This window comes from Peribacillus sp. NPDC094092, from assembly GCF_050279365.1.
Classification (GTDB): Bacteria; Bacillota; Bacilli; order Bacillales; family DSM-1321; genus Peribacillus.
Genome location: NZ_JBNNUC010000004.1, coordinates 330,235 through 343,035 on the forward strand (window position 1 = coordinate 330,235; position 12,801 = coordinate 343,035).

Consider the following 12,801-nt stretch of genomic DNA (forward strand, 5'->3'; position numbering starts at 1 on the left):
ACGAACGGCATTTAAAAAATGATTGGACATAAACTGCTGTTTGTGTGAATCAACGTATAACTAATGAAACAAAGTGTTGAACACGTTGAAACAAAAGTATTTTGGAGGAATGTAAATAAATGATTACAGTAAATAATGTTGGTTTACGCTATGGCGATCGTAAACTGTTTGAAGATGTTAATATAAAGTTCACGCCAGGTAACTGCTATGGCCTGATTGGTGCGAATGGTGCGGGTAAATCCACTTTCTTAAAAATCCTTTCAGGTGAAATTGAAGCGCAATCCGGCGATGTCCATATGGGGCCTGGCGAACGCCTTGCCGTCCTAAAGCAGGATCACTTCGCTTATGAAGAAGAAGAAGTCCTTAAAGTTGTCATTATGGGACATGAAAGATTATATCAAGTCATGCAAGAAAAAGATGCCATCTATATGAAGGAAAACTTCACCGACGAAGACGGAATGAAAGCGGCCGAACTTGAAGGTGAATTCGCCGAATTAAACGGCTGGGAAGCTGAACCTGAAGCTTCAATCCTCTTAAAAGGCCTTGGCATTGCGGAAGACCTGCACAGCAAGAAAATGGCTGAATTGAACGGTGGCGACAAGGTTAAAGTATTGCTTGCACAGGCACTATTCGGTAAACCGGATGTCCTATTGCTGGATGAGCCTACCAACCACTTGGACTTAAAAGCGATCAAATGGCTGGAAGAATTCTTGATTAACTTTGAAAACACTGTTATCGTAGTTTCCCATGACCGTTACTTCCTTAACAAAGTTTGTACACATATCGCAGATCTTGATTTCGGTAAAATCAAAATTTATATCGGTAACTATGACTTCTGGTATGAATCAAGCCAGCTTGCACTTAAACTGACTCAAGATGCCAATAAGAAAAAAGAAGAAAAAATTAAAGAGCTTCAAAGTTTCATCGCTCGTTTCAGTGCCAATGCATCCAAATCAAGCCAGGCGACATCCCGTAAGAAATTATTGGACAAAATCAGCTTGGATGACATCGAGCCTTCTTCACGCCGCTATCCATATGTCGGCTTCACTCCTGATCGTGAAATCGGAAACGACCTGCTTCGTGTAGATGGTATCTCGAAAACGATCGATGGTGTAAAAATATTGGATAACGTCAGCTTCACGATGAATAAAGGTGACAAGATTGCATTTGTCGGAAAAGATGAGATTGCTAAAACAACATTATTCAAGATCTTGGCAGGTGAAATTGAACCGGATAGCGGTTCATTCAAATGGGGCGTTACCACCTCACAGGCATACTTCCCTAAGGATAATGCTGAATTCTTTGAAGGTGTCGATTTAAATCTTGTCGATTGGCTCCGTCAATATTCTCCTAATGACCAGAGCGAAAGCTTCCTGCGCGGTTTCTTGGGAAGAATGTTATTCTCTGGCGATGAAGTCACGAAAAAGGCAAGTGTACTTTCAGGGGGCGAAAAAGTCCGCTGTATGCTTTCCAAAATGATGTTAAGCGGTTCAAACGTCCTAATGCTTGACGAACCTACTAACCATCTCGACTTAGAGTCGATTACAGCATTGAACAACGGTTTGATCAGCTTTAAAGGATCTATGATCTTCTCTTCTCATGATCATCAGTTCATCCAAACTATAGCGAACCGAATCATTGAGCTTACACCAAAAGGTACAGTCGATAAGCAAATGAGTTATGATGAATACCTTGAAAATAGCGAATTGCAAAAGCAAGTAGCTGAAATGTACAAATAATGCTTTTATGAAAGCACATCCTAATTGGATGTGCTTTTTTCGTTCCCGATTTCTTTCTCTGCCTGCATTTATTTCCTACCTTTAATGCATTGAAGGTATAAATAACATGCTGCATTAAATATAATAATATTCCCCGAAAAATGAGCACTGAATAATTTCATTGATAAAAAGGTATATTGGTAAGGAAGGAGTGAGTTAGAATTGGATGGTCATACAGTGAAAAATATTTTTGATGATACAGGATACCTTTTTTTATATGATAAATTCAGTTATCATTTTTATGTATCCGGATTGTTCGACCTAGTGGACCAAGAAAAAACAATCTCGGATTTTTTAAATTCTTATGGATTCGATGATAAAAATCCTCTCTTTTTTGACGACTTTTCCTTTTATTTTAATTGCTTTCATTATTCCCAGCAAAAACAAAAGATGATAAATTACTTAAAAACCGAGTATGACGAACATATATGTTAAGCAGAAAGGCAAGATAAACTGATCCTGCCTTTTATTAAAAACATATACGATTGAAAAAAGGTAAGAGCATATTAGTGCTCTTACCTCCCTTGAATTTTTTTCTGTTATTCTTCCTTGCTTGCTGCCCTATTCATGTTCGCTTCGACATTTTCCTGACTGATGGTTGTAAATGGTAAACTCCTCTTTAAAGAGAAATTCTCAAGCAAGTCTTTACCATCAATTCCCGAAGATGCCTTTAATGTCTCCGTTGTACACAGTTATTTAATAGCCCATTCATTCGTACCGCTTACCCTGTATCCACAACAGTGATTTTGTCGATATGCCTATGCGGGGCTTGCCTCTTGTTTGGCATACTGCGGCAATATTTTCAAGATCATTTTCAAAATTGAAAAATTACTAACTTCAGGATTGTAAACGCTCCTTTAGCTTTCCATATATGAAAAAAGAATCTCTAGTAATATACTAAAGATTCGGGATTAATAATATATTGTAACTTTAACTAGTTAAAAATAAAAGTAATTAGGTTAATATATTTCCATAATACGAGATAAACGAATAGAGAAAATCTTTTGATTTTCATCCTTTAAGGAAAGGGTTTGTTCATTAAGGTTAAGTTTATGCAATTGACCCTTACATGTTTTCAATACTCCTTCTTTATAATAAATGATGGTCGTTATGCCCTTTTTTTTCAACGATTTCAAGATCATCTGATTATCTCCTTTCTGTCTATTCAATTATTTATTAAAATTGTATGATAATTGGTGCCATACTATGAAATCAATTAGGATATGTATATTATATAATGAAAATCGTAAGCGTTTTCATTATTGTTGTGAACAATTTGTGAAAGTTTGAACATTAGATTATTTAGGGAAGTTCAGAATAGGCTAGGAAATGGTAATAGTTCAATTCGTCGCAAATGCTTACGCAGGGGTAGTGAAATGGTGGTTAAAGAATGGAATGCCTTACCCACCTCGTATCATGGCAGAAAAAGTGGGCGATTTGTTATAGAGAATTGTATGGTTACCTTCTATGAAAAACCTTCTTAAATTAGTGAAGAAGAAAAGGATAATTTCTATGGAAGAGCTTTTACTGGGATAGCTATCTCTTACTATTTATTAAAAATGTACTTTGTGAATTATTGTATAGTTAAACAAACCATGCATAACCCCGTTCTAAATTTAGGACGGGGTTAAAAATATAGTTGTTTAAATATTGATGTAAAATACTTCACTATACTAAAAAATATAAAGTCGTTTAAACAATCTAAGTTTTATGACTTTTTACGATTTAAGTCTTGATAATTGAAAAACGGTGCAATTATTTTCAAAACTACAATATTTACATTTGTGAAAATAAATAAAATATATGTCTTAACGTGTGATTTTTCTGAAATGGTACCGTAACCACTCAATAGAGATTAAAGTGCCGTCCAGCCTCCGTCAATAACTAATTCAGATCCTGTCATAAAGCGAGATTCATCAGAAGCTAGGAAAAGTGCACCATATGCAATATCTTCTGGTTCACCGAAGTATGGTAGTTGTGTATATGTTTTATAGTAAGGGAGCGCGTCTTTCATCGTTGGTTCTGTCATCGGTGTGACAACTATTCCTGGGTGTAAAGAATTGACGCGAATTTTATCTTTTCCATATTCAACAGCAGCTGATTTTGATAAGACACGAAGTGCGCCTTTTGCTGCAGTATATGGGCTTGTACCAGCCATACCGACAAGGCCGCCGATTGAAGAAATATTGATGATTGAACCGCCGCCTGCTTTTTTCATTTCAGGGATAACATATTTCATTCCGATTACGCAGCCATTTAGATCAATATCCAAAATTTTATTCCATTCATCCATTTCCATGTTTGCAATTGTTTTTGGTGATGAAACGCCTGCATTATTAACAAGGACATCGACTTTTCCGTATAATTTTACTGCTTCCTCAATGACAGATTTCCATTCCTCTTCAGATGTAACATTATGTTTAATCGCGACAGCCTCGCCTCCATTTTCTTTAATTTCCCTTATGACTTGATTCAAGGGTTCTATTCGAACATCTGTAGCAATCACTTTTGCTCCTTCTTTAGCAAATAGTTTTCCTTCGGAAGCACCCATTCCCATCGCAGCTCCAGTGATGATCGCCACTTTTCCGCTTAAACGGCCCATATATAAACATCCTTTCATTATTTAAAATTAAATAAAAAGACTTTACTATTACCAATCCTTAGTTTTACGGAAAAGACCACATGAGTATATTGTCAAAACATATTCGATTCGGTAGACCATGTCCCATTCAAGTAAGTGAAAATCCCTCCTAAGATGGAAAAGATTCAGGAGGGATTTTTAATAAACCTTTTCGGGGGGATATGCAAAAATACCCAACTTGAAGCTTCATCGAGAACAATTAACCTTTTTTTACAAGAGAATGACGATTAAGTACATATTTAAGCGCACCAATATATTCGGTCAGTGCCCTTTGACTTACTGCAGAGGATGGCACAACACCTTCAAATCCGTGATAACAACCCGGATACAGATGGAATTCAACATCAACACCAGCCCGACAAAGGCGGGTTACGTAATCCAGAGTTTCATCACGAAAAGGATCTAATTGTCCTACACATGTATAGGTGTAAGGCAGACCTGATAAATCAGTTGCTCGCGCTGGGGCTGCATACTCGGATACATGATCTGCACCATTTTCACCATTTAGGTACATAGTCCAACCCTTTTGATTCAAATCATGATTCCACACCATATTACCTGTTATTTCCATACTAGATGGTGAATTATTACGATCATCTATCATTGGATATAATGGCATCTGGAAACATAATTCGGGACCTTTTCGATCTCTTGCAAGTAAAGTAAGTGCTGCGGTTAATCCGCCCCCAGCACTTGCCCCCGCTGTTCCAATCCTAGAAGCATCAACCCCTAATTCAGATGCATGTTCAGAAAACCATTTCAGTACTGCATAACAGTCTTCTAACCCTGCTGGATAAGGATGTTCTGGAGCAAGACGATAATCTACGGAAACTACAACACAATTCGCTTCTGTCACAAACCGTTGGCACAAACCATCATCCCCTTCAGGAATACCAAGAACATAACCGCCCCCATGAATCCATAATAGACCAGGTAAAACACCATTTTTTTTCTTCGGTTCATATATTCGTATCCTAACGGCTGGGTGATCCCGTGGACCCGGCACCATTCTGTTAGAAATTGAAACAGACTCATCAACGGGGATTTCAATAGATTTCGAGATAACCGCCATACCCTCTCTTGTTGCCTTAAGATTGTCCAAATCAAGCGGTGGAAATAATTCAAGTGCCTCTCTTAATTCAGGATCAATTCTATTTTTCATATATCCATGCCCCCTAAATCATTATTTCTTCTATTTGAGCTTATTAAGAGAAACGCGATGTATGCGTTTACAATTCAATAAACTACTTACTTCTCCAAAACAATCATGCTGTTAATCCACCATCGATTGTAATAATAGAACCATTCATATAACCAGCTTCTTCTGATGCCAAAAAGCAAACAACATTAGCTATTTCCTCAGGTGAAGCAGGTCTTCTAAATGGACCATTCTGCTCAGGGTTATTTATATCCATATGTTTCGTCATATTTGTTTCGACACCGCCTGGACAAATAGCATTTATTCTTATCCCTTTTGATCCATATTCTACTGCAGCCGTTTTCGTTAGACCTACTACCCCATGCTTGGACGCGGAGTATCCGCCTAAATATGCTGTACTTTGGACGCCTGCTGTCGAAGCTGTATAAATGATCACCCCAGATTGTTGCTCCTCCATGACCTTTAATACATGTTTAAGTCCTAGAAAAGCACCTTTTAAATTCACTGCTATCACCCGATCAAACATTTCCTCGCTATAATCGGCTAATAGGGTGGGTTTACTAAGAACACCAGCATTATTAAAAAACACATCTATTCTTCCATACAGATTTTTTACAGTGGAAACATATTTTTCTACATCGGAGTATTTCGATACATCTGCTTGAATAAAAATCCCTTCACTTCCACTATCTTTTATGAGTCCAAGTGTTTCTTCTCCTCCTTTTTCATCTAAATCAACAACAACAACGAACATTCCTTTTTCTGCCAATTTCAAACTGACAGACCTGCCTATACCACTTCCAGCTCCAGTAATTAAGGCTACACCATTTTTTAAAGACATTTATATACTCCCTTTCTCTGATAAAACGTCTTTAATAGACAAAGTAAATCCATTGTACCCCGAAGCTGCAACTTCATTACATTTGTGCTTATATTTGTCAAATCCCCCAAGATAAATGAGGAAACTCCGTGGTTTACCTGCAATATTTGCACCGGTGTACCAAGAATCAGTTTTCACATAAAGAGTCATTTCCGCAACCTCTCGACAATGCTTGCTCCAAGCTTCTTCTGCCTCTACCGTTGGTTCGAAAATTTCCACATTATGTTCACGCAGGTAATCTAAACAATCGGTAACCCATTCAACATGCTGCTCAATCGCTGTTGGCATGTTTACTAGTACGGACGGACTCTCAGGCCCCGTGATCATAAAGAAGTTAGGGAAGCCGGCAGTTGCAAGACCGAGATAAGTTCTTACCATAGAACCTTCTTTCCATTTTTCCTTAAGTGACACTCCATCTTTGCCACGTATATCAATTTTAAATAATGGTCCTGTCAGCCCGTCATAGCCGGTAGCAAAAATAAGGATGTCGAGTTCATACTCCTTTTCCTTTGTTCGAAGCCCTTTTGGGGTAATCTCTGCAATTGGCGCCTTCTTGACGTCAACTAACGTGACGTTTTCCCTATTATAGGTTTCATAATAATCGGTGTCCAAGATTGGGCGTTTCGTGCCAAAATAATAGTTTGGAAGCAGCTTTTCAGCGATTTCAGGGTTAGGGACGATTTCTTTTATTTTCGACCGGATAAAATCAGCAGCGGTATCATTAGCCTCCTCATTAATAAAAAGATCGTTATAAGCGGAAGTTAAAGCATACCCTCCTTCTTCCCAAGCCTTTTCATATACCTGATGACGTTTTTCCGGTGAATCCGATAGAGCTGAGATGGTACGAATTTGGATTCCATTACCCGTTGGGGATTCGCGCATCTGTCTTTTAATCTCATTGAAGTTTGCTTTCGTTTGATTAATAAACTCTGGAGCATAAGGATGGTTTCTGGCTGGTATTGTATATTGTGGGGTTCTCTGAAAAACAGTTAGGTGATCCGCTTCTTTTGCAATTACAGGGATTGCCTGTACACCACTTGAACCCGTGCCAATTACCCCAACCCGCTTTCCTTTAAAATCCACCTTTTCTTGAGGCCATTTGCCGGTATGATACCACTCTCCCTTAAAACTTTCTAAGCCATTAAATTTAGGTAGATTTGCAGCAGAAAGACATCCTGCGCCTGAAATGAAATACTTTGCAGTCACACTTGTACCATCATTCATTTGAACCTTCCATCTGTTACTTGTCTCATCGTAATGTACTGCAGAAATGCGTGTATTAAACTGAATGTCCCGACGCAAATCAAATTTATCTGCTACAAAATTAAGATAACGTAAGATTTCCGGCTGTTCAGGAAATCTAGAAGTCCAGGTCCACTCTTGGTAAAGTTCTTTCGAGAAAGAATAGTTATAATAAATACTTTCGATGTCACAACGTGCTCCAGGATAACGGTTCCAATACCATACACCGCCTACCCCGTCCCCTGCTTCATAGACACGTGTAGAGAAGCCCGCCTCTCGTAAACTATGGAGCATATATAAACCGGAAAAACCAGCTCCTAGAACGACGGCATCCAAGTAATTCACTTGATTTGTTGACATCATTTACCTACCTCCCCAATTTTCAATCAAAATGTAATAACATCTTATTTGAAAAATTCACCTCCTTACACCAAGACTATACCTTTTTGTAATAATTGAATATTCCGTATTTTTAGAGTATAATATCCCTTAAAAAGGGGATGTTTTATGGTTTCTTACTCTACCATTCAAGAATCTATTCAAGGGCTTGGCTCTATTTCAAGTCACGAGGAACAGCTTTTTAAAATATTAGAGATTTACATGGAACTCTTCCCTGTCCAAAATTCTTATTTGCTAAGATACTCTCCTCTAGGCCATCTTGCTGAAGGAGTAATTTTCCTCGATTCAACAGGGGGTGTACATATTGGTGAAATTCGTGATGATATTCGTTCAATTCCCATTATTTTTTCAGCTATTAGTGAAAAGAAAGCAAAATTTTGCAAAGGGCATGAATATCTTAAACAAATGGGCAGCAAATATACCATTACTTCCAACTTCAATTCCCTGTTAGTTGTTCCGATTTGCTTTGGTTCGTTTGTCTTCGGTTATATATGCAGCTCAGATTTTGCAGAAGGTACAATGATCGATGATCAACTGCTATCATCTTTTACCCTTTATGGGAAATTAGTTGGAAAAGTGACCGCTAATTGGAATAATGAAGAGGGAATGCAGTTCCTAAGTCGAAGAGAATTAGAAGTAATGAGAAGGATATCATATGGAGAAAGCACAAAAGAAATGTCTGATCATATGAAAATTAGCGAATTAACGATTAATCAATATGTAAAGACAGCGGTTAAAAAGCTCGGCGCAAATAATCGTTCACATGCCATTGGAGAATTATTTAGAAAAGGAATTATTTCATAGCGCTAAATTGAAAGCGTTTTAATTAATCTCTAAGAAGGGGTTCCATCATGCAAAAATATGTCCAATCGAAGGACCACAAGTTTTAACCAATAGAACATCATCCGTTTTAATTTTAAAACCTACACACAAACCACCCATGCAACATGGTTTTAACAAACATTATATTAAATTAGCATCATTCTTTAGCGTTTGGAGCTGCAATTTTAAAACTTGGCGAAAAGCCGATACCATTGCATGGCCATATTTTATCATTTTCTCCTTTTATATATAAATCTAAGTTGTGAAACCGTTTGGATAGCTTGGTAATACTGCATTCACAAATCGGAGCCAAATCTTATAAGTTATTGCATCTTTTGTTTAGAAAATCAGAAAAAGTCGTTCCCAAGTTAGGGAATCCACTTTTTAAAAAACACCAGATAGCACACTAAGGGTTGTTCCAAAGTCATTACAGACTTCAGAACACCCCATAGAATTCCTGTTAGAAATCCCCCTTTAAAACTACGCATCCAGACCAGTTATAGGTTGAACTTTATCTGCACAATAAGACTCGTTTCTGCGCGCTATTCCATCAAATACCCTAGCTAGCTTACCTGCCAATTTCATAATCGATTTCATTTTCTTCATTTTTTTCACTTTAACATTATGGGAGTGAATAGCTTGAAATACCGTGTTATTCATCACAAGACTCATGGTGGCTAAGTAAAAGAAACGCCTTAGCCTGGATCACCCTCGCTTAGAGATGACAATTTGGCCTTTCCACTTTCCAGAGCTTGCTTCAGCCAGATGCAACCCGTGCCGAAGTAAAGAATTATCGTGTGAAAAACCATTTAGATCTCCTGGTTCACCTAATATTCCAGCTAAAGAAATTTCACTAATTCTCTTTATGGCAAGCAGTTTCTTGGCAAAAGGTATTTGTTTAAATACATCCTTAACCTCTTGTTTCACTCTTTCGAGTTGTAAAACTGAAAGATCATACTCCACTAATAATTGTTCCAAATGAAATTTATACACTTCAAGTGCTTGTATTGTGCCGACAGATTTCATTGCTAACAAGAGAAGTTATTGAGCTTTCTTTAATCCAGGCTGCCTCTTCATTATTGATTTCCATCCTGAAACAACATCATCAGGTTTCAGGGAACGCAGTTCCAATGGAGATGGAAATAAACGAAGTGTGGCAATAGCCCCTTTAGCAGTCAGGTCTTTAAATACTTGCCTGAGTTCTGGAAACGACAATACAACCCAACGGTTTAATTGATTAATAGTGCTAACGAGTCGTTTAACTATCACATCACGGTTAGACATAAGGACCCTAAGTATCTCAAATGATTCTGAAGTGTTCCTGACAAAGGCGTAGTAACCGTTCTTCACCATATCAGCGATGACCAGGGCATGTTTCTTATCACTTTTCTACTTAGTATTATCACGATTTTCCTTATTCCTTTTTACTAAGTGGGGGTTTACCGTTACTACCTCAATTCCTTGTTTAAATAGCCATTTTGAAAGATTAATCCAGTAATGTCCCGTAGGTTCCATTCCCACGATGGCTACCTCCAGTTTATTTAATCTTTGAAGCATATCCATCCATTTTAATATACTAGCAAACCCATCTTCATTATTTTCAAATGTAAGTGGATCTCAGATAACAATTCCAATGGAATTCACTGTTCTAGCCACATGTAATTGTTGGGCAATATCCACTCCAACAACAAGTTGTTCATTGGAAATTATTCCAATTATTTAATTTTGTTTATCTTGCATTTTAAACTTCAAATTAGGGTTCCTCCTTAGGGTTTAAGTTAGAGTGGTGTCTTACTTATAGCTTACTGAGGAGCCCTTTTTTTCAAAGCTGAAAACTACAGGAATGCTATCCTGCTGGGGGTCGTTGTACCCCCTGGATCTGCTTTCGGTGACCGTGGAGAAGGGTATTTCCGAATCTCCCTCTCTGCTCCGACGGAAAGACTGATAGAAGCGGTTGGACGGTTAAAAAAATTCTTTTCAAATCTATAAAAAGAAGCAGTCACAACTCCTTCAAATCAAACGGACGATAATATAAAAAATCACTGTCCGTTCTATTTTTATCATCCCCCTAGCACTCTTCCTTTTCATGCAAACGCATACAAAGAAAGATCTAACCCATTTATAGTCAGATCCTTTTGTCTTTTTCAATTTTTAAACAACTTTTTCTATGCAACCTTCTATGTCAATTCTTCAACAGGTTAAAGCGTATGTTTCTTTTTAATCAACTGAAGTTCCAGTTCCTTTTTCAACTTTGACCGGAAAAGGTTGATTTATGGAATCAGTCTGTCCAAATCAGAGAGAATATGTCCATCAGTTCTGTTTCTTCTTATTTTACATATGGATTGTATAAGGCTCTCCGAATCTTACGTTTTTAAGGGGGTATCGTCCCATGGCAAGCATTGAAGGACTAACCGGGCGTGTGATCCTGCAAGGCTCACCCGGCTATGACGAAGCAAGACAAAATTATAACGGCCGTTTTAACAAATTCCCAAAAGTGATCGTTTACTGTGAGGTCACACAGGACGTTGTCAACGCGATCCTATGGGCACGTAAGCAACAGCTTCCTTTTCGCGTACGCAGCGGTGGACATAGCTATGAAGCATTTTCCCTCGTAGACGGCGGTCTCGTCATTGATGTAAGCGGGCTGCAAAAGCTGCAAATCAATAAAGAAGGTGGCACGGCGCAGATCGGCGCGGGGTTCCGTTTGCTACCTTTGTACGAAGCGCTTTGGAAAGAAAGAGTAACCATCCCATCCGGGACGTGTCCGACGATCGGTGTATCCGGAATAACGCTAGGAGGAGGATACGGGTTGTTGTCCAGGCTATTTGGAATGACCTGCGATAACGTGCTCGAGGTGGAAATGGTTACACCGCAAGGCAAGATTATCCGTGCCAATGACAGTCAGCACAGCAACCTGTTTTGGGCTTGCCGTGGTGGGGGAGACGGCAGCTTTGGTGTGATCACATCCTTTACCTTTCGTGTGCATCCGATCGAGAATGTCACTCGTTACAGAATATCATGGGACTTTGACGATCTCGAAAAAGTGGTGCGTTATTGGCAGACGTGGGCTCCCCATACCGATGCACGTCTGACATCCCTGTTATTAGTTCCTGCGCAAAACCAGGGCGATCTCCGTTCCAGCGGGGTATTTGTCGGCTCGGAACAAGAGCTCAGGCAGATTATGCGTCCTCTGCAAGAGGCGACTAAGCCCAAGACCGCTGAGTTCCACTACACTACTTGGATTGAAGCAGCCCGCCTGTTTGCAGGACGATTGGTAAAGCAAGACAAATTTAAACATTCTTCCGCCTATGCCTACGAACCTCTGTCAGATGCGGCACTTGGCGTATTGATCCATAACTTGCAAACCGCCCCCGGCACAGCTAATGTGATCGCGTTTGACTCCTATGGTGGTTCGATTAGCCAAGTACCCACCAATGCAACGGCATTCGTACACCGCAAAGCCTTGTTCGTGATCCAATACCAATCGTATTGGGTGCAGGATGCGGAAGCAGATAAAAATATTCAATGGATTGAGCAATTCCGTAAATCCATGCTCCCCTATACTCGCGGCGCATTTCGCGACTACTGCGACTCCATGATTCCTGATTGGGCTACTGCATATTTCGGAGAAAACTTAGCGAGACTGAAAAAGGTTAAACAAATGTACGATCCAGAGAATCTATTCCGCTTCGAACAAAGCATTCCAAAATAAAAAATATTAAAACCGTGATTAAAAGTAGGCTAGTGTAATTGGGTTTTAATTTAGACGCCGACTATGACGACATTCACTAAGATTCTCCAATTCTTTATAGGAATGAGTGTTTATAACTCTAAGCATTTTTATATCTGTTTCTTATCAAGATCACTATTCAACGGACGA

At 38.9% G+C, this 12,801-nt stretch carries 8 protein-coding genes and 2 pseudogenes; 4 read left to right on the forward strand and 6 right to left on the reverse strand.

What is annotated here, in order from left to right:
- Positions 1 to 119 precede the first annotated feature (119 nt).
- Positions 120 to 1,739, forward strand: coding sequence for an ABC-F family ATP-binding cassette domain-containing protein (locus ACQKNS_RS19995; protein WP_427645015.1), 1,620 nt, complete (start codon positions 120 to 122; stop codon positions 1,737 to 1,739).
- Positions 1,740 to 2,737: 998 nt separating this feature from the next.
- Here the strand turns inward: ACQKNS_RS19995 and ACQKNS_RS20000 are convergent.
- Positions 2,738 to 2,920, reverse strand: coding sequence for a YolD-like family protein (locus ACQKNS_RS20000; RefSeq protein ID WP_034307388.1), 183 nt, complete (start codon positions 2,918 to 2,920; stop codon positions 2,738 to 2,740).
- A 184-nt stretch (positions 2,921 to 3,104) separates the two neighbouring features.
- Between ACQKNS_RS20000 and ACQKNS_RS20005 the strand changes: the two are divergent.
- A pseudogene (locus ACQKNS_RS20005) lies at positions 3,105 to 3,224 on the forward strand (TetR-like C-terminal domain-containing protein); the annotation flags it as partial.
- Between the two features lie 409 nt (positions 3,225 to 3,633).
- Here ACQKNS_RS20005 and ACQKNS_RS20010 read toward each other — a convergent pair.
- The 4 genes from ACQKNS_RS20010 to ACQKNS_RS20025 form a co-directional block, all read right to left on the reverse strand.
- Positions 3,634 to 4,380 (reverse strand): SDR family NAD(P)-dependent oxidoreductase, encoded by a 747-nt coding sequence (locus ACQKNS_RS20010; RefSeq protein WP_427645016.1) that lies wholly within the window; start codon positions 4,378 to 4,380, stop codon positions 3,634 to 3,636.
- A gap of 238 nt (positions 4,381 to 4,618) precedes the next feature.
- Positions 4,619 to 5,581 carry an alpha/beta hydrolase gene (locus ACQKNS_RS20015; RefSeq protein ID WP_427645017.1) on the reverse strand — a complete coding sequence of 321 codons (963 nt, stop codon included), beginning with the start codon at positions 5,579 to 5,581 and terminating at the stop codon, positions 4,619 to 4,621.
- A gap of 103 nt (positions 5,582 to 5,684) precedes the next feature.
- Positions 5,685 to 6,419 carry an SDR family NAD(P)-dependent oxidoreductase gene (locus tag ACQKNS_RS20020; protein WP_427645018.1) on the reverse strand — a complete coding sequence of 245 codons (735 nt, stop codon included), beginning with the start codon at positions 6,417 to 6,419 and terminating at the stop codon, positions 5,685 to 5,687.
- Complete coding sequence (locus tag ACQKNS_RS20025; protein WP_427645019.1) at positions 6,420 to 8,063, reverse strand: flavin-containing monooxygenase; 1,644 nt, start codon at positions 8,061 to 8,063, stop codon at positions 6,420 to 6,422.
- 144 nt (positions 8,064 to 8,207) lie between these two features.
- Here ACQKNS_RS20025 and ACQKNS_RS20030 point away from each other — a divergent pair, with 144 nt between their 5' ends.
- A complete protein-coding gene (locus ACQKNS_RS20030; protein WP_427645020.1) occupies positions 8,208 to 8,903 on the forward strand; it encodes a response regulator transcription factor in 696 nt (231 codons plus the stop codon).
- Between the two features lie 498 nt (positions 8,904 to 9,401).
- On the opposite strand, the pseudogene ACQKNS_RS20035 reads toward ACQKNS_RS20030, so the two are convergent.
- Positions 9,402 to 10,640 (reverse strand): annotated as a pseudogene (locus ACQKNS_RS20035) (IS110 family transposase).
- 670 nt (positions 10,641 to 11,310) lie between these two features.
- On the opposite strand from ACQKNS_RS20035, the gene ACQKNS_RS20040 reads away from it, so the two are divergent.
- Positions 11,311 to 12,633 (forward strand): FAD-binding oxidoreductase, encoded by a 1,323-nt coding sequence (locus ACQKNS_RS20040; protein ID WP_427645021.1) that lies wholly within the window; start codon positions 11,311 to 11,313, stop codon positions 12,631 to 12,633.
- Positions 12,634 to 12,801: the final 168 nt, after the last annotated feature.

What these genes read in the sequence shown, in the direction of transcription:
- ACQKNS_RS19995 (WP_427645015.1), top strand. Translation starts at nt 120, where the DNA reads ATGATTACAGTAAATAATGTTGGTTTACGCTATGGCGATCGTAAACTG.
- ACQKNS_RS20000 (WP_034307388.1), bottom strand. Translation starts at nt 2,920, where the DNA reads ATGATCTTGAAATCGTTGAAAAAAAAGGGCATAACGACCATCATTTAT.
- ACQKNS_RS20010 (WP_427645016.1), bottom strand. Translation starts at nt 4,380, where the DNA reads ATGGGCCGTTTAAGCGGAAAAGTGGCGATCATCACTGGAGCTGCGATG.
- ACQKNS_RS20015 (WP_427645017.1), bottom strand. Translation starts at nt 5,581, where the DNA reads ATGAAAAATAGAATTGATCCTGAATTAAGAGAGGCACTTGAATTATTT.
- ACQKNS_RS20020 (WP_427645018.1), bottom strand. Translation starts at nt 6,419, where the DNA reads ATGTCTTTAAAAAATGGTGTAGCCTTAATTACTGGAGCTGGAAGTGGT.
- ACQKNS_RS20025 (WP_427645019.1), bottom strand. Translation starts at nt 8,063, where the DNA reads ATGATGTCAACAAATCAAGTGAATTACTTGGATGCCGTCGTTCTAGGA.
- ACQKNS_RS20030 (WP_427645020.1), top strand. Translation starts at nt 8,208, where the DNA reads ATGGTTTCTTACTCTACCATTCAAGAATCTATTCAAGGGCTTGGCTCT.
- ACQKNS_RS20040 (WP_427645021.1), top strand. Translation starts at nt 11,311, where the DNA reads ATGGCAAGCATTGAAGGACTAACCGGGCGTGTGATCCTGCAAGGCTCA.